A 17,120-nucleotide genomic window follows, 5' to 3' on the forward strand; every position below is an offset into this window, starting at 1 on the left:
CTGCGCGGAATCATTTATGCTATCGCCCGGTCTGAACCGCTGCCGCCACCGGCTGCAGTCGGAGCGTGACGCGCCGGCACGCCGGCCCCGGGGTCCTGCCCTTTCCCATTCGTATTCCCGCATGCAACGACGTACCTTCCTGAGCGCGGCGGCGGGCGCCACCGCGGCGTCCCTGCTCGCAGCCTGCAGCCTGGGCCCGAAGCCCGATACGCCGGCCGCGCCGGCCGCCGTCACGCCCGCGCCCCGCCCCGTCCGCATCGGCCTCGCGCTGGGCGGCGGCGCCGCGCGCGGCTTCGCCCATATCGGCGTGATCAAGACGCTGGAAGCGCACGGCATCCGCCCCGACCTGGTCACCGGCACCAGCGCCGGCGCAGTCGTCGCCGCACTGTACGCCTCCGGCATGGACGGCTTCGAGCTGAACCAGCACGCGCTGAAGATGGACGAGGCCACCATCGCCGACTGGGCGCTGCCGTTCGGCACCCGCTTCGGCGGCTGGCTCAAGGGCGAGGCGCTGCAGAACTACGTGAACCGGCTGGTGGACAACCGGCCGATCGAGGCAATGAAGATCCCGCTGGGCATCGTCGCCACCGACCTGAAGACCGGCCGCGCGATCCTGTTCCGGCGCGGCAATACCGGCCAGGCGGTACGCGCGTCCAGCAGCGTGCCGGGCGTGTTCCAGCCGGTGTCGATCCAGGGACACGACTACGTCGACGGCGGCCTGGTCGAGCCGGTGCCGGTCGACTCGGCGCGCAGCATGGGCGCCGACTTCGTGATCGCGGTCAACATCTCGGCCGATCCGGCCAGCCAGAACAATGCCGGCCAGAGCGGCGTGCTGCTGCAGACCACGGCGATCATGGGCCAATCGATCAACCGGCTGGCGCTGGCCCGCGCCGACGTGGTGATCCGCCCCGACCTGCCGGACATGAGCGGCAGCGATTTCGGCGCACGCAACCGCGCGATCCTGGCGGGCGAGAAAGCCGCCGTGGCCGCCCTGCCCGCGCTGCGCGAGAAGCTGGCGCAGGCGCGCCTGCAGCCGGCCGCGCCGCTTGCCGGGAAGTAGGCAGCGGACGAGCGCACCGCTACGGGCGCATCACCACCGCACCAACGAAAAAGGACTGCCGAGGCAGTCCTTTTTCGTTGATGGCGATCGCAGCCGACGGCGCCGTTGCGCTCAGCCGCCGTAGAACGTACGCCCGCTGGCGTTCGGGTCGAAGCGCTTGAGCGTCTCGACCATGCCTCCGATGCCGCCCGGGGCGCCATTGTCGCGCTCCGGCATATCGTCGATGCGGCGCGCGCCGTTGTAGCGCGTGACCCAGTAGGCCGAACGCATGTCGTCGACGCGGATCTTGCTGCCGGTCGACGGTGCGTGCACGAACTTGTTGTCGCCGATATAGATGCCCACGTGCGAGAACGCATGGCGCATCGTGTTGAAGAACACCAGATCGCCCGGGCGCAGTTCGTGCGCGGCGACGTTGGTGCCGACGCGGCTGATCTCGACCGAGCGCCGCGGCAGCATGAAGCCGAAGGTGTCGTTGAAGACGTAGCGGACGAAGCCGCTGCAATCGAGGCCCGACTCCGGCGTGTTGCCGCCGAAGCGATAACGGACACCGATCAGGCCCAGCGCGTTCATCACCAGATCGCCGGCCTTGTTGGCGACATGGCTGGTCGAATTCATCATCGACGACAGCAGGCCCTTCTTCGGCTCGGGCTGCTGGGCCTCGACGCTCAGCTCCGCGCCCGGCTCCTTGAACACCGTGTCAGCCAGGGCTCCATTCGACAAGGCCGCGCCGCATGCCAGGGTCAGTCCGATGGCGGCACGCGCCAGGGAATGAAGCACCGTTCGCTGCATGGGTTCTCCCGTTGGTTCCGGTTCGGATGATTCAAATCACACCATCCCTCACGCGACGCGACAACCCATCGTCGTGTGGATCGGAGATGACTATGTGGAAAGACTGCTGAGGGCGGGTATCAGACGCCGAATCCGCCCGACAACGGTGTCGGGGTACGGCCGAACGCACCCGCCAGGAGACGTGCGGCGTGCAAACCACCCACACATCAAGTTCTCGCGGGATGGTATAAGGTCACGCCGGTGATGTCAAAGTTCGTTACAAAATCGGCCGAAATCGCCATGTAATCAAAGGAATAGCGGGGGACTTGCACGCTAATTCTCGTGATTGACCGCGCGATCGGACAATGGGCGGCCATGGGCGGACACCCCCGCCGGGACATCAGCCAGGCCAGCCGCCGACGTCTCCCGCCCGCGGCCCGGGACCCGATTCCATGCCGAGCTGGGCCGCCCGCATCAGCTTGCGGGTATAGGCGTGCTGCGGTGCGCCGAGCACCGCATCGGTCTCTCCGGCCTCGACCACCTCCCCGCCCTTCATCACGATGACCCGATGCGCCATGGCCCGGATCACGGCCAGATCGTGGCTGATGAACAGGTAGCTGAGGTTGTACTTGCGCTGCAGCTGCGACAGCAGCGCCAGCACCTGCTGCTGGATCGACACGTCGAGCGCCGAGGTCGGTTCGTCGAGCACCACCACCTGCGGCTTCAGGATCAGCACACGCGCGATGGCGATCCGCTGGCGCTGCCCGCCGGAGAACTCGTGCGGATAGCGCCCCAGCGCCGTGCGGTCCAGCCCCACTTCCCGCAGCGCCTCGATCACGCGTTCGCGCATCGCCTCGCGCGACAGCCCCGGCTGATGCAGCGCCAGGCCCTCGCCAACGATCTGCTCGATCGTCATGCGCGGCGACAGCGAACCGAACGGGTCCTGGAACACCACCTGCAGCCGCGCGCGCAACGACGCGCGCTCGGCCCGCCTGACCTGTTCCAGGCTGCGCCCGAGGAACTGGATCTGACCGCCGCTCTTGCGCTGCAGCGCCAGCACCGCGTGGGCCAGCGTGGTCTTGCCCGAGCCGGACTCGCCGACGATGCCCAGCGTCTCGCCCTCGCGCAGGTCGAAATCCACCTCCTTGACCGCGCGCACCACGTCGCGGCCGAACCAGCCGGCCAGGCCGCGGCGCTTGCGCGTGTAGTTGACGTCCAGGCCGCGCGCGCTCAGCAAGGTCGGCGCCAGCGGCAGCACCGGCACCACCTCGCGCCGCGGCCGGCTGTCGATCAGCCGCTGCGTATACGGATGACGCGGGTTGGCGAAGACCTCGGCGGTCTCGCCGATCTCGACCAGCACGCCCTGCTCCATCACGCCGATGCGCTGCGCGAACGCGCGCACCATGTTCAGGTCGTGGGTGATCAGCATCACCGCCATGCCGAACTCGGCCTGCAGGTCGCGCAGCAGCTCGAGGATCTGCACGCGGATGGTGACGTCGAGCGCGGTGGTCGGCTCGTCGGCCAGCAGCAGCCTGGGCCGGCAGGCCAGCGCCATCGCGATCATCGCGCGCTGGCGCTGGCCGCCCGACAGCTGGTGCGGGAAGCTGTCGAAGCGGTGCGCGGCCTCCTCGATGCCGGTGCGCTCGAGCAGCGCGATCGCCCGCGCGCGCGCGGCGCGCTTGTCCAGCCCCTCGTGCAGCTCCAGCGTCTCGACGATCTGGTTGCCGACCGTATAGAGCGGGTTCAGCGCGGTCATCGGTTCCTGGAAGATCATCGCGATCTCGCTGCCGCGGATCGCGCGGATCTCCCGGTCGGGCACGCGCAGCAGGTCGCGCCCGCCGAAATGGATCGCGCCCTGGTAGCGCGCGTCCTCGACCAGACGCAGCATCGACAGCGCGGTCACGGTCTTGCCGGAGCCCGACTCGCCGACCAGCGCGAACCGTTCCCCGGGGCGCAGCGAGAAACTGACATCCCGCACGGCGCGTGTCGCCTCCGGGCCGTCGCCGAAGGTCACCGACAGGCGGTCGACGCGGATCAGCGCCGGGTCGGCGGCGTCGGGCGGCGTGGCCATGGGCTGCGCGGGCATCCTGATGGGAAGGTCGTTCATGGCCGCGCTCCCGCGGCGGACTGCCCCGCCGCTGCGGCATCCGCCGCCGGTCCGCCGGCCGATCCGGCGGACGGGTCGGGCAGCTTCGGTTCGACCCGGCCGCGCAGCGCGGCGAGGCCCAGCCGCGTGTCGAAGGCATCGCGCAGTGCATCGCCCATGAAGGTCAGCAGCAGCAGCGTGACGACCAGCACGCCGAAGGTCGACAGCGAGATCCACCACGCGTCCAGATTGGCCTTGCCCTGCGCCAGCAGCTCGCCCAGGCTGGGCGTGGTCGGCGGCACGCCGAGGCCGAGGAAGTCCAGGCTGGTCAGTGCCAGGATCGCGGCGCTCATGCGGAACGGCAGGAAGGTGATCACCGGGGTCAGGCTGTTGGGCAGGATATGGCGCCACATGATCTGCACATTGGACAGGCCCAGCGCGCGCGCCGCCTTGACGTAGTCGAGCGAGCGGTTGCGGTAGAACTCGGCGCGCACGTAGTCCGACAAACCCATCCAGCCGAACAGCGACAGCAGGATGATCAGCAGCGCCAGGCTGGGCTCGAAGATCGACGCGAAGATGATCAGCAGATAGAGCTCGGGCATCGAGCTCCAGATCTCGATCGCGCGCTGCGAGATCAGGTCGAAGCGCCCGCCGAAAAAGCCCATCAGCGCGCCGGTGATCGTGCCGATCACCACACCGATCACGGTCAGCGCCAGGCCGAACAGCACCGACACCCGGAAGCCGTAGATCAGCCGCGCCAGCACGTCGCGGCCGCGGTCATCGGTGCCGAGCCAGTTCTCGGCCGACGGCGGCGCGGGATTGGGCTCCTTGGCGAAGTAGTTCAGCGTGTCGTACGAATAGCGGTTGGGCGGATAGATGGCCCAGTTGCCGTTGCTGGTGATGCGCTGACGGATGAAGGGATCGAGATAGTCGGTCGGCGTCGGGAAGTCACCGTCGAAGGTCGTTTCGGCATAGGTCTGCACGATCGGGAAATACCACTCGCCGCGGTACTTGACCACCAGCGGCCGGTCGCTCGACAGCACCTCGGCGAACATGCTGAGCACGAACAGCACGACAAAGGCGATCAGGCTCCAGTAGCCGAGCCGGTTGCGGCGAAAGCGCTGCCAGGCGCGCTGGCGCGGCGACAGCGACGACGGCAGCCGGTCCAGGCGCGGCGGCCGCGGCGTCGAGCGGAAGGGGGATTGCCAACGCGGGGTCATCGCGGCATGGCCTCGAAATGGATGCGGGGGTCGACCAGCACGTAGCAGACATCGGAGATCAGCCGGGTCACCAGGCCGATCAGCGTAAACAGGTACAGCGTGCCGAGCACGACCGGATAGTCGCGGCGCAGCACCGCCTCGTAGGACAACAGGCCCAGCCCGTCGAGCGAGAACAGCGTCTCGATCAGCAGCGAGCCGGTGAAGAAGGCGCCGATGAAGGCCGCCGGGAAGCCCGTGACCAGCGGGATCAGCGCATTGCGGAAAATATGCTTCCACAGCACGCGCCGCTCCGACAGGCCCTTGGACCTCGCGGTCAGCACATACTGCTTGCGCGCCTCCTCCAGGAAGGCGTTCTTGGTCAGCATCGTCACCACGGCGAAGCTGCCGACCACCGAGGCGGTGATCGGCAGCACCAGGTGCCACAGATAGTCCATCACCTTGCCCATCAGCGACAGCTGCTCCCAGTTGTCCGAGGTCAGGCCGCGCAACGGGAACCACTGCACGAAGGTGCCGCCGCCGAACAGCACCAGCAGCAGCACGCCGAGCACGAAGCCGGGGATCGCGTAGCCGACCAGCACGATCATGCTGGTCACCACGTCGAAGCGGCTGCCCGCCCGGATCGCCTTGGCGATGCCGAGCGGCACCGATATCAGATAGGTCAGGAAAAAGGTCCACAGGCCCAGGCTGACCGATACCGGCAGCTTGGACTTGACCAGCTCCCAGACGCTGCGGTGCTGGAAGTAGCTCTGGCCCAGGTCGAACTGCGCGAAGCGCTTGAGCATCATCCAGTAGCGCTCCAGCGGCGGCTTGTCGAAGCCGTACAGCGCCTGGATCTCCTTGATCTTCTCCGCGTCGACGCCGCGCCGGCCCCGGTATTCGGCGCCGCCACCGCTGGCCTCGCCGCCGCCGCCGCGGCCCTTGAGCTCCATCATCATCTGCTCGACCGGGCCGCCGGGCACGAACTGGATCACGACGAAGGTCAGCGTGATCACGCCGATCAGCGTCGGGATCATCAGCAGAACGCGTTTGAGCAGATAGGCCAGCATGCCGTTTCCTGTTTTCCTGTGGCGCCTGTCGCAGCCGTCGCCGCGCTCAGCGCACCGCCCTGGCCGGGGCCGTCTTGGCCTGCGCGGCGGCGGGCACATCGCTGCGCCACCAGCTGCTGAGCACCCAGCCCTCGGCCGTGTAGTAGTACGGCAGCCGCTGCGGATAGACCAGCTCGCGCCGGTAGGCCACGCGGTGCGAGGCGCTGTACCAGTTCGGCACCACGTAATAGCCGTGCATCAGCACGCGGTCCAGCGCGCGCGACGCGTTGATCAGGTCCTTGCGGGTATGCGCGCGCAGCACCTGGTCGACCAGCTTGTCGACCGCCGGCGACTTCAGCCCGAACAGGTTGTCCGAGCCCGGCATCGACGCCGCCTCGCTGGTGAAGCGATCGCGCAGCTCGTTGCCCGGGCTCTGCGAATCGGGGAAGCGGATCGACACCACGTCGAAATCGAAGTCCTCCAGCCGCTTCTGGTACAGCGCGAAGTCGGTGGTGCGCTGATGGACCTGGATGCCGAGCTTCTCCAGATTGCGCACATAGGTCGTGATCACGCGGCTCATCGCGCCGCCGTCGTCGAGGAACTCGAACACGAAGGGCTCGCCCTTCGCGTTGCGCAGCGCGCCGTCGCTGTAGGTCCAGCCCGCCTGCGCCAGCAGCCGGCGCGCCTCGCGCAGGTTGTCGCGCAGCGAGCGCGGCGGTTCGGTGGTCGGCTGCGTGACGATCGGACCGAAGACCTCGGGCGGCAGTTCGTTGCGCAGCGGCTCGAGCAGTGCCAGCTCGCCGGGGCCGGGGCGGCCGTCGAAGGTCGAGCTGGCGGCCAGCTCGCTGTTGGAGAACCAGCTGTCCAGGCGCTTGTAGGCGCCGTAGAACAGCTGCCGGTTCAGCCATTCGAAATCCAGCGCGAGGATCAGCGCCTGGCGCACGCGCACGTCCTGGAACAGCGGCTTGCGCAGATTCATCACGAAGCCCTGCATGCCCGCGCCATTGCGGTGCGGGAATTCGGTCTTCATCAGCTCGCCGTTGGCGAAGCGCTTGCCGACATAGCTCTTGGCCCAGCTCTTGGAGCGGTACTCGACGATGGCGTCGAACTCGCCGGCCTTGAAGGCCTCGAGCCGCGCGGTCTCGTCCTTGTACAGCCGGTAGACCACGCGATCGAAATTGAAGGTGCCGCGCCGCACCGGCAGGTCCTTGCCCCAGTAGTCCGGATTGCGCTTGTAGATGATGCCGCGGCCGGCATCGTAGCGCTCGATCAGATAGGGGCCGCTGGTCACCGGCGCCTCGAAGGTCAGCTTCTCGAACGGTACCTTGGCCGTCCATTTGCGCGAGAACACCGGCAGCGAGCCGACGATCAGCGGCAGCTCGCCGTTGCGCTGCTTGAAGTCGTAGCGCACCGTGCGGTCGTCGATCACGGTCAGCGATTTGACGTCGGCGCACATGCTGCGATAGCCCGGGCTTGAGGCCTTGCTCATCAGCATGTCGTAGGAATACTTGACGTCGCTGGCCAGCACCTGGTCGCCGTTGTGAAAGCGGGCCTGCGGGCGGATGCGGAAGGTCACCGACAGCTCGTCGGGCGCCACCGTGACGTCCTCGGCCAGCAGGCCGTAGGCGCTGGCGGTCTCGTCGGCGCTGCCGATCAGCAGCGACTCGAACATCAGCGAAGTCAGGCCCGGCGCGGCGACGCCCTTCAGCGTGAACGGATTGAACTTGTCGAAGCTGGTGCGCCGGTCCGGATTGGCCAGCGTCAGCGTGCCGCCGCGGGGGGCGTCGGGATTGACGTAGTCGAAGTGATGGAAGTCCGCCGGGTACTTCAGGTCGCCGTGCAGCGCGAAGCCGTGCGCGGCCCAGGCCGTGGCGGGCATCGTCGGCAACAGCGCGGCCATCAGGGCGGCTGCGGCGGACCGTGCCAGCATCTGGACCAGGCCGGTGCGAGTCCGCGCCCGGATACGATGCCATGCCGAAAACGGCCCTGCTGCTTGCCTTTGCATCCGGTCGATGCCCTCCCCCCTGAACTTCGCTTGGCAGTACGGCCGCGGTCGGTGTCCGGGCCAAGTTGTGCGACAATTTTACCTTCGTTCGGCGGCGTTCCAGCCATCCGGACATTCCAGTACGCGGCGTGGCCGCGGCCGCAGCGGGGCTGCCCGCTCGCCATCGGCAATCCGGTACGGGCGGCGGGGATCCAGTGGAACAAGCGGAATCCCACCCGGCCCTTGCAGCCCGGCGGGACCCAGCAGAACCCGTGCCCGCCAGCGTGCCCTGCCCCGGCACACCGCGAACGCGCATCACAAGACCACCATGGAGAACTTATGGGATTTCTGGCAGGTAAGCGGATCCTGATCACCGGCTTGCTGTCGAACCGCTCGATCGCCTACGGCATCGCGTCGGCCTGCAAGCGCGAAGGCGCGGAACTGGCCTTCACCTATGTCGGCGAGCGCTTCAAGGACCGTATCCAGGACTTTGCCAAGGAATTCGGCAGCGATCTGGTATTCGAATGCGATGTGTCGAGCGACGAGCAGATCGCCGCCACCTTCGCCGCGCTCGGCCAGCGCTGGGACAAGCTCGACGGGCTGGTCCATTCGATCGGCTTTGCCCCGCGCGAAGCGATCGCCGGCGACTTCCTCGACGGCCTGTCGCGAGAAGCGTTCCGCGTGGCGCACGACATCTCGGCCTACAGCTTCCCGGCGCTCGCGAAGGCCGCGCTGCCGCTGCTGTCGGACAAGGCCTCGCTGCTGACGCTGACCTATCTGGGCAGCGAGCGCGTCGTGCCCAACTACAACACGATGGGCCTGGCCAAGGCGTCGCTGGAAGCCAGCGTGCGCTACCTGGCCGCCTCGGTCGGCCCGCGCGGCATCCGCGCCAACGGCATCTCGGCCGGCCCGATCAAGACGCTGGCCGCATCCGGCATCAAGGGCTTTGGCAAGCTGCTCGGCCACTTCGAGGAAGCCGCCCCGCTGCGCCGCAACGTCACCATCGAGGAAGTCGGCAACGTCGCGGCCTTCCTGCTGTCGGACCTGTCCAGCGGCGTGACCGGCGAGATCACGTACGTGGACGCCGGCTTCAACATCGTCGGCGCCAGCCTGCCGGAAGGCGAATAAGCGTCCGTCCGCCCGGCGGCCGCGAGTTGTTCCCCGCGGCCGCCGCTCCTTCTTACGTCCCCATCCTTTCCCGGCCGCGCCCGCTACACCGGTTCGATGCACCCGACCGGATAGCGCGCCAGCTTGGTGTCGGCCGTCACGAGCCGCATCGACTCGGCAAGCGCCTGCGCCACCAGCATCCGATCGAACGGATCCTTGTGGTCGTCCACTTGGGGCAGGTTCGCCACCATCCCCGCATGCGCTTCGGTCATCGCAAGACTGCGATAGCCGCTCGCCCGGAAGGCTGCCATCGCCATCGCCGGACTGAACGGCAGCTTGCCGCTGGCAAACTTGATGGCGATCTCCCACAGGCTGACCGCGCTCACCACGACTTCGTTGCCGGGGTCGAGCAGCAGTGTCCGCGCTGGACCAGACAAGCGGGGACTATCCTGTGCGGCCCAGATCGCTACCTGAGTGTCGAGCAGAAGAATCATTCGCTCTCCGTAAACAGGCGGGCGATTTCTTCATTGCTTTCGTCGAACTCCTCCTGACTCATCGCGGCAAACGCACCGAGGAAAGCGACGCCCCCTCCGATCCGTTTCGAAATGTCCAGCGGTTCGATCGGCACGATGCGGGCAGCCGGCTGGCCGTTGCGGGCAATGATCACTTCGGCCTGCGAACCGCTTTCGACGGCCTCCACCAACTGGGACAAGCGGCTTTTCGCGTCGTGCATGTTGACAATCAGCATCGTGCTCTCCTTGTACTGGCGAAGGCGGAAAGTCGGCGCCGCGACCGAGTACCCGCGCCAACATCAATTAGCTAACCATTAGCTAGTTTAAGACGCAAGCATGCGCTTTGCCAGCGGGCAAGCTCAAAAACGAAAGAAGAAGCGGAATTCGCCACCGGGCGACGGCGATAAAAGTCGGATTGAATTGCGCGCTGGAACGGCACGCGCGCGGGAAGTGTCTTGATGGACACTGCAAGAAGTATGGCCCGCCCTGCACGATTCGAACGTGCGACCGCTCGCTTAGAAGGCGAGTGCTCTATCCAACTGAGCTAAGGGCGGTCGGAAGAGAAAAAGGGTTAGCCGGCCTCAGCCTGCTAACCCTTGTCGTTCTGGTCGGGGCGACATGATTCGAACATGCGACCCTCTGATCCCAAATCAGATGCGCTACCAGGCTGCGCTACGCCCCGAAGCCGCGCATTGTATCCGCCGGCACCGCAGCGGTCAAACGGGATCGGTGCCTTGGACGTCCAGCAGCGTTCGCACCTTGAAAGGGCGTTCGCGCCACTGTATCGGTGCACGCGGGAACTAAAGGCCCCTGCCGGGAACCCAAAATGCTGCAGGTGCGTTCATGCTATAATCGCGCATCCGCAAAGGCGGCCGTCCGGCTGCCCATCATGGAGCCACAAAGGAAGGAAGCTTGGCTAAGGAAGAACTCATTGAATTCGGCGGCGTCGTTTCGGAAGCGCTGCCCGACAACCGCTATCGCGTGCTGCTGGAAAACGGTGTGGAAATCTGGGCCTACGCATCGGGCAAGATGCAGAAGCACCGGATCCGTATTCTGGCCGGCGACCGCGTGACGCTGGAAATGTCGCCCTACGACCTGACCAAGGGTCGCATCAACTTCCGTCACAAGAGCTGATACCGGACCGCCCGGTCCAACGGTTTCGCTCCTGCTCGGCGTCGCGGCGACGACGCGATTCTGTGCGTCGCCCGGCGGCGCCGTGCCTCCCGCTCCATCGCAGCTCGCACGCGGTCACTCGTCTGGAATGACCGCGCCGGTCGCGTTCGCCCTGGCGTTGTCTCGTAGCGGCTTGCAGCGGCTTGTAGCGCATTTTCCCGCGTCGACCACGTTTCCGCCATTTGGCGGAAGACGCCCGCGACGCGATGCCGGCCGACGAGAACGGCAGCCCCACCACGCCCCGCTGCCCCCGCTGCCCCCGCTGCCCCCGCCGCACCCGCTGCACCCCGCTGCACCCCGCTGCACACCGCTGCACACCGCTGACTCCCCCGCTGCCCCCGCCGAACCCCGCGCTGAACCCTGAATAGGCCGTGCCCGGTCCGACGCTGCCCGCTCGCCGGCAGCGCCGATCGTGACTGCCGCACGACCGTCATCTCACTGTCATCGACGCACCCGATACTCCCGCGTCGCGCGCCGCCATGGGCCTGCCACCGGCATGACGGCGCATTGCCCCGACCACGCCGCTGCGCCATACTGGCCGCGGCATCGGCTCGCTATGCCGCGGACGTCCAGGCCGACAGCACCGACCGAAGGCCGGGGCGAATACCCCCCGAACCGAGCCGCGGCACGCCAGTCGAATCGATCCAGACGGAGCCGGGTACCGGTCTCCGGAGTGTCAACCCAACGACCGCCGCACAGCATTCGCGCCGTGCCGATCCCCAGCAATGAACCTGATCCTGTGGCGCCACGCCGAAGCGGAAGCGCTCCCCGATGTTGCCGGCATGGGCCGCGCCGCGGACCTGCAACGTGCCCTGACCCGCCGCGGCCGCAAGCAGGCCGAAGCCTCCGCCGCCTGGCTGCGCGCTCACCTGCCGCCCGATGCGCGGCTGTTGTGCAGCCCGGCGCAACGCAGCCGCGAGACCGCCGCGGCGCTGCGCTCCGACGCGCTGGTGGTGCCGGCGCTGGCGCCCGACAGCGACGTCACCGACGTGCTGGCCGCGATCGACTGGCCGCATGCGACCGGCACCACCGTCGTGGTCGGCCATCAGCCCTGGATCGGCCGGCTGGCGGCCCTGCTGCTGGCGGGTACGGAGATCGGCTGGAGCATCCGCAAGAGCGGCATCTGGTGGCTGACGGCGCGCACGCGCGAGCACGAGGATCAGGTCGTGCTGCGTGCGGTCATCAACCCGGAATTTCTGTGATCGCGGTTCGGACCGGGTACGTGGCACGCTGACCTCCGCCACCTCTCGATGTCGCCACGGCGGCACGGTCACGCAACCGTCATCGCCGCTTCACGGGGCTGTCACCCGCCCCCTCTACATTGTTTCGCAGCCATGTTGTCATCGAAAGGACATCTGATGCGAGACCTCCCGACGCCTACCCAGCCGCTCTTCGATTCCTTGCCCAATGGCCTGGCGGGCCATCCGGGCCGGAGGCGTCTTCATCGCCAATCCGTTGCGCAGCAAGATGCAGCGCCTGCTCTCAGCGTGGCGTGGGCGCGCCACCAGGACGAAGTAGTCGAGGCGCAGCGGCTGCGCTACAAGGTGTTCGCGGAGGAGATGGGCGCGCGCCTGTCGACCACGTCGCCCGAACTCGACATCGACATGTTCGACGCCTACTGCGACCACCTGATCGTGCGCGACCTGGCCACGCTGAAGGTCGTCGGCACCTACCGCGTGCTGCCGCCGCACCAGGCCAAGCGCATCGGCTGCCTCTACGCCGAATCGGAATTCGACCTGGTTCGGCTGGCGCACCTGAAGCCGAAGATGGTCGAGCTGGGGCGTTCGTGCGTGCATCGCGACTACCGCACCGGCAGCGTCATCATGGCGCTGTGGGGCGGTCTGGGCGAGTACCTGCAGCGCTGGGGTATCGAGTCGATGCTGGGCTGCGCGAGCGCGCCAATCAACGACGGCGGCCATATCGCGGCCAGCCTCAGCCGCGTGTTCGCGCGCAACTATCTGGCGCCGATCGAATACCACGCGTTTCCGCGGCTGCCGCTGCCGGTCCACGAGCTGAACCAGGATCTCGAAGTCGAGCCGCCCGCGCTGATCAAGGGCTATCTGCGCCTGGGCGCGCGCATCTGCGGCATGCCGGCCTGGGATCCGGACTTCAATGTGGCGGACTTCCTCACGCTGCTGCGCGTCAATGACATGAACCCGCGTTATGCGCGGCATTTCCTCGGGCTGCAGCGCTGACGGGATGAAGTAAGGCGCGCCGCGCTGGCGCGCTGCCCTCACCCCGGCCCTCTCCCGCTAGCGGGAGAGGGAGAACACCCGCGTTGTTTCCGGGTGCCTTCTGACGGCGACTGCCACAGATTCAGACGTACACCACCTTGTAGCGGATGCCGATCCGCTCCCATTCGTCGGCTTCCTTGCCGAGGCTGTATTCGACCAGCGGATTGGCCTCGACCCACGCCTTGGGCAGCCGCACCTCGAAGCCCTCTTCCAGCGCATCGGCGCGCTGGCTGACCTTGATCTCCGGCAGTTCGACGTCGGCGCGCCGCCGGCACAGCACGAAGGCCAGGCGCAGGCTGAACAGCATGCGCCAGTCGAGAAAGCGTCCGCGTCCCGACAGCTTGCCGAGCTTGCCCGCATGGCCGAGCAGCAGCGTCGCGAGCCGAGCCTGATCGGTCTTCGAAAAGCCCGGCATGTCCGCATGCGTGGCGATATAGGCCGAATGCTTGTGGTAGCTGCTGTGCGCGATCGACATGCCGATCTCGTGCAGGCTCGCAGCCCAGCCCAGCAGCGCCAGATTGTCATCGCGCCGCTCATTGACGGGATCGGGAAATTGCGCCAGCAATCGTTGCGCGGCCTGGCGCACGCGCGCGGCCTGCGCGCGGTCGACGCCGTAGCGGCGCATGAACTGATCGACCGTGACGGTGCGCATGTCCTCGTGATGACTGCGGCCGAGCAGGTCATACAGCACGCCAAGCCGCAGCGCGCCATCCGTCACGTCCATGCGGTCGATGTCGAGCTCTGCAAAGACGCCCAGCATGATCGACAGCCCGCCGGGCAAGACCGGAATCCGGTCGGGCTTCAGCCCGATCAGCCGCACGCGATGGGTGTTCTCCGCCTTGATCAGCGCGCGCTTGAGCCGCTCCAGCCCTTCGCGCGTGATGCCATGCTCCTGCGCGTTGTCGTTCATGCCGTTCAGTTCGATCAACTCGGCCAGCGCGCGCGCCGTACCGGAGGAGCCCACCGCCTGCTGCCAGCCCGCGCTGCGGTACTGGCGCACCAGCACCTGGATCTCGCGGCGCGCGGCCAGCTCCGCCTGCTTCATCGCGTACTCGTCGACATTGCCGCTGGGAAAGAACTGCCGGCTGTGCGATACGCAGCCGATGTACAGCGACTCCATCAGCTTGGCGGTGTAGCCATGGCCGATGATGAATTCCGTCGAGCCGCCGCCGATATCGACGACCAGCCGATTGCCGGCGCAGGCCGGCGCATCGTGCGACGCGCCCAGGTAGATCAGCCGGGCTTCCTCGCGGCCGGCAATCACTTCGATCGGAAAGCCCAGCGCGTTCTCGGCCTCGATCAGGAATTCCGACGCGTTCTTGGCCACGCGCAGCGTATTGGTGGCGACGGCGCGCACCTGATCCGGCGAGAATTCGCGCAGGCGGTCGCCGAAGCGCCGCAGCGCATCGACGCCGCGGCGCCGCGCCGGCTGGTCCAGGTACTTGTCGGCGGTCAGGCCCGCGGCCAGGCGAACCGGTTCGCGCAGCGCATCGACCTGGAAGATCTGGCTGACCGGACCGGTCGCGGTCTGCGTCTCGTCGACGCGGCCGATCATCAGCCGGAAGCTGTTGGAGCCCATATCGACGGCGGCGAGCAGGCGGGGAGTATTGTTCATCGTCATAGCAGTCTGGAAACACGGACCGGCGGCGTTCCGCTCAGCGCCGGCCGCGCGAGGCACGAAGAATATGTCCTGGCCGTGTCGGTGTCATGACAAAATCACGTTGTCATCAAGTTGACACGATTCTATGGAAAAGTCGCCGCATCGCCCAAAGAAGGTCATGCCCATGTCGACGACCCCGCCCGGTACGCTGCTCAATCGCGAACTCGGCATCCTGGAATTCAACTCCCGTGTGTTGGCCCAGGCGGCGGACCAGTCGGTACCGCTGCTCGAGCGCCTCAAGTTCATCTGCATCGTGTCGAGCAATCTCGACGAATTCTTCGAGATCCGGATGGCCGGCCTGAAGGAGCAGATGCGCGACAACCCGTCCGGCCTGACCCCGGACGGCCTGTCGTTCCAGCAGACCTACCAGTCGATCACCGAGCGGACACAGCGCCTCGTTGCAGCGCAGTATGCCATGCTGCAGGACGTGATATTCCCCCTGCTCGAGCGCGAGGGCGTGTTCTTCCATATGACGACGGTGTGGAACGACGCACAGCGCGACTGGGCACGCGACTTTTTCGTGCGCGAGATCGGGCCGGTGCTGACGCCGATCGCGCTCGATCCGGCCCATCCCTTCCCCCGCGTTTCCAACAAGAGCCTGAACTTCGTCGTCGAGCTGTCGGGCAAGGACGCGTTCGGCCGCGAAGCCGATCTCGCGATCGTGCAGGCGCCGCGCGCGCTGCCGCGCGTCGTGCAGATGCCGCAGTCGCTGTCGGGCTATCCGTACGGCTTCGTGCTGCTGTCCTCGTTCATGCAGGGCTTCGTGCACGAGCTGTTCCCGGCGATCGAGGTCGACGGCTGCTACCAGTTCCGCGTCACGCGCAATTCGGATCTGTTCGTCTCCGAAGACGAGATCACGGATCTGCGCGAGGCGCTGCAGGGCGAACTGCCGACGCGCCACTACGGCGATGCGGTGCGGCTGGAGGTCGCCGCCGAGACGCCGCCGGCGCTGACGCGGCGGCTGCTGACCGAGTTCGCGCTGGGCGAGCAGGACCTGTATCGCGTCAGCGGCCCGGTCAACCTGGTGCGGCTGATGTCGATCCCCGACATGGTCGACCGCCCCGCGCTCAAGTATCCGCCGCACGTTCCGGCCGCAGTCAAGGCGTTCAGCGGCGGCACGCCGATGTTCGACGTGATCCGCCAGCGCGACGTGCTGCTGCACCATCCGTACGAGAGCTTCAGTTCGGTGCTGGATCTGCTGCAGCTGGCGGCCAACGATCCCGACGTGGTGGCGATCAAGCAGACCGTCTACCGCACCGGCAACGATTCGCTGGTGATGGAAGCGCTGATGACCGCGGTGCGCAACGGCAAGGACGTGACCGTCGTGCTCGAGCTGCTGGCGCGCTTCGACGAGGAAACCAATATCAACTGGGCCGAGCGCCTGGAATCGGCCGGCGCGCACGTGATCTACGGCGTGGTCGGCCACAAGTGCCACGCCAAGATGCTGCTGATCGTACGGCGCGAGCCGGCCGGTCCGAAGAGCAAGCAGACCAAGCTGCGCCGCTACGTGCATCTGGGCACCGGCAACTACCATCCGCGCACCGCGCGGCTGTACACCGACTTCGGGCTGCTGACCGCCAACGAGGAGGTGTGCGAGGACGTGCACCACGTGTTCCAGCTGCTGACCGGCACGGCCGGCTCGATCAAGCTCAAGCATCTGTGGCAGTCGCCGTTCACGATGCAGAGCAACCTGGTCGAGCATATCCGTGCCGAAGCGCGCAACGCGCGGGCCGGCAAGCCGGCGCGCATCATCGCCAAGATGAACGCGCTGCTGGAGCCGTCGGTGATCGAGGAGCTCTACAAGGCCTCGCGCGCCGGCGTGCAGATCGACCTGATCGTGCGCGGCGTCTGCGCGCTGCGGCCAGGCGTGCCGGGACTGTCCGAGAACATCACGGTGCGATCGATCGTGGGCCGCTTCCTCGAGCACCATCGGGTCAACTACTTCCTCGCCGGCGGCACAGAACTGCTGTACCTGTCGAGCGCGGACTGGATGGACCGCAATCTGTTCCGCCGCGTCGAGGTCGCCTTCCCGATCCTGGACAAGACGCTGAAGACGCGCGTGATCCAGGAAGGGCTGCTCGTGCATCTGCGCGACAACGGTTCGGCGTGGGTCATGCAGCCGGACGGCAGCTATGTCCAGCAGACGGGCAAGGGGAAGGAACGGCGGATCAGCCAGATGGAGCTGCTGGGCATGTTCGCCTGAGGGCGACGGCGCCTTTTCCGCCGAAGGCAAAGGTGCCTGCCTCGCGTTCGCGAGAAAGACGGCGCCCTGCCTCTCGGCACCCTACCTC

The 17,120-nt window shown here is 67.2% G+C and carries 14 protein-coding genes and 2 tRNA genes; 6 read left to right on the plus strand and 10 right to left on the minus strand.

Annotated elements, in window-relative coordinates:
• The first annotated feature begins 121 nt into the window (after window positions 1-121).
• On the plus strand, window positions 122-1,060 hold the full coding sequence (locus tag FOB47_RS19170) for a patatin-like phospholipase family protein (RefSeq protein ID WP_174781841.1): 939 nt from the start codon (window positions 122-124) through the stop codon (window positions 1,058-1,060).
• A 111-nt stretch (window positions 1,061-1,171) separates the two neighbouring features.
• Here the strand turns inward: FOB47_RS19170 and FOB47_RS19175 are convergent, their stop codons facing one another.
• The 5 genes from FOB47_RS19175 to FOB47_RS19195 form a co-directional block, all read right to left on the minus strand.
• Window positions 1,172-1,849, minus strand: coding sequence for a C40 family peptidase (locus tag FOB47_RS19175; RefSeq protein WP_053822081.1), 678 nt, complete (start codon window positions 1,847-1,849; stop codon window positions 1,172-1,174).
• A 379-nt stretch (window positions 1,850-2,228) separates the two neighbouring features.
• Window positions 2,229-3,914, minus strand: coding sequence for an ABC transporter ATP-binding protein (locus FOB47_RS19180; protein WP_244959482.1), 1,686 nt, complete (start codon window positions 3,912-3,914; stop codon window positions 2,229-2,231).
• A 17-nt stretch (window positions 3,915-3,931) separates the two neighbouring features.
• Window positions 3,932-5,134 carry an ABC transporter permease gene (locus tag FOB47_RS19185; RefSeq protein ID WP_174781843.1) on the minus strand — a complete coding sequence of 401 codons (1,203 nt, stop codon included), beginning with the start codon at window positions 5,132-5,134 and terminating at the stop codon, window positions 3,932-3,934.
• Window positions 5,131-6,180 carry a microcin C ABC transporter permease YejB gene (locus FOB47_RS19190; RefSeq protein ID WP_174781844.1) on the minus strand — a complete coding sequence of 350 codons (1,050 nt, stop codon included), beginning with the start codon at window positions 6,178-6,180 and terminating at the stop codon, window positions 5,131-5,133. Before FOB47_RS19190 ends, FOB47_RS19185 begins: the two co-directional genes overlap by 4 nt.
• Before the next feature lie 46 nt (window positions 6,181-6,226).
• Window positions 6,227-8,089, minus strand: coding sequence for an extracellular solute-binding protein (locus FOB47_RS19195; RefSeq protein ID WP_174781845.1), 1,863 nt, complete (start codon window positions 8,087-8,089; stop codon window positions 6,227-6,229).
• A gap of 393 nt (window positions 8,090-8,482) precedes the next feature.
• Between FOB47_RS19195 and fabI the strand changes: the two genes are divergently transcribed.
• On the plus strand, window positions 8,483-9,271 hold the full coding sequence (fabI, locus tag FOB47_RS19200) for an enoyl-ACP reductase FabI (protein ID WP_006578939.1): 789 nt from the start codon (window positions 8,483-8,485) through the stop codon (window positions 9,269-9,271).
• Window positions 9,272-9,354: 83 nt separating this feature from the next.
• Here the strand turns inward: fabI and FOB47_RS19205 are convergent, their stop codons facing one another.
• The 4 genes from FOB47_RS19205 to FOB47_RS19220 all read right to left on the minus strand — a co-directional run bounded on the left by FOB47_RS19205 (window position 9,355) and on the right by FOB47_RS19220 (window position 10,444).
• On the minus strand, window positions 9,355-9,744 hold the full coding sequence (locus FOB47_RS19205) for a type II toxin-antitoxin system VapC family toxin (protein ID WP_174781846.1): 390 nt from the start codon (window positions 9,742-9,744) through the stop codon (window positions 9,355-9,357).
• Window positions 9,741-9,998: a type II toxin-antitoxin system Phd/YefM family antitoxin gene (locus FOB47_RS19210; RefSeq protein ID WP_174781847.1), complete on the minus strand. Its 258-nt coding sequence runs from the start codon at window positions 9,996-9,998 to the stop codon at window positions 9,741-9,743. Before FOB47_RS19210 ends, FOB47_RS19205 begins: the two co-directional genes overlap by 4 nt.
• Window positions 9,999-10,239: 241 nt before the next feature.
• Window positions 10,240-10,316, minus strand: a tRNA-Arg gene (locus FOB47_RS19215).
• 51 nt (window positions 10,317-10,367) lie between these two features.
• Window positions 10,368-10,444: transfer RNA gene (locus tag FOB47_RS19220), tRNA-Pro, on the minus strand.
• Between the two features lie 230 nt (window positions 10,445-10,674).
• On the opposite strand from FOB47_RS19220, the gene infA reads away from it, so the two are divergent.
• The 3 genes from infA (at window position 10,675) to FOB47_RS19235 (ending at window position 13,130) form a co-directional block, all read left to right on the plus strand.
• A complete protein-coding gene (gene infA, locus FOB47_RS19225; RefSeq protein ID WP_006578938.1) occupies window positions 10,675-10,896 on the plus strand; it encodes a translation initiation factor IF-1 in 222 nt (73 codons plus the stop codon).
• 764 nt (window positions 10,897-11,660) lie between these two features.
• Window positions 11,661-12,137, plus strand: a complete 477-nt coding sequence (locus tag FOB47_RS19230) for a SixA phosphatase family protein (RefSeq protein WP_053822089.1) — start codon at window positions 11,661-11,663, stop codon at window positions 12,135-12,137.
• A 156-nt stretch (window positions 12,138-12,293) separates the two neighbouring features.
• Window positions 12,294-13,130: a GNAT family N-acetyltransferase gene (locus FOB47_RS19235; RefSeq protein WP_174781848.1), complete on the plus strand. Its 837-nt coding sequence runs from the start codon at window positions 12,294-12,296 to the stop codon at window positions 13,128-13,130.
• Window positions 13,131-13,251: 121 nt separating this feature from the next.
• On the opposite strand, the gene ppx is transcribed toward FOB47_RS19235, so the two are convergent.
• Window positions 13,252-14,784, minus strand: a complete 1,533-nt coding sequence (gene ppx, locus FOB47_RS19240; RefSeq protein ID WP_174781849.1) for an exopolyphosphatase — start codon at window positions 14,782-14,784, stop codon at window positions 13,252-13,254.
• 169 nt (window positions 14,785-14,953) lie between these two features.
• Between ppx and ppk1 the strand changes: the two genes are divergently transcribed.
• A complete protein-coding gene (gene ppk1, locus FOB47_RS19245) occupies window positions 14,954-17,032 on the plus strand; it encodes a polyphosphate kinase 1 (protein ID WP_244959337.1) in 2,079 nt (692 codons plus the stop codon).
• The last annotated feature ends 88 nt before the right edge of the window (window positions 17,033-17,120 follow it).

Source organism: Cupriavidus gilardii (genome assembly GCF_013347325.1).
Classification (GTDB): domain Bacteria; phylum Pseudomonadota; class Gammaproteobacteria; order Burkholderiales; family Burkholderiaceae; genus Cupriavidus; species Cupriavidus gilardii.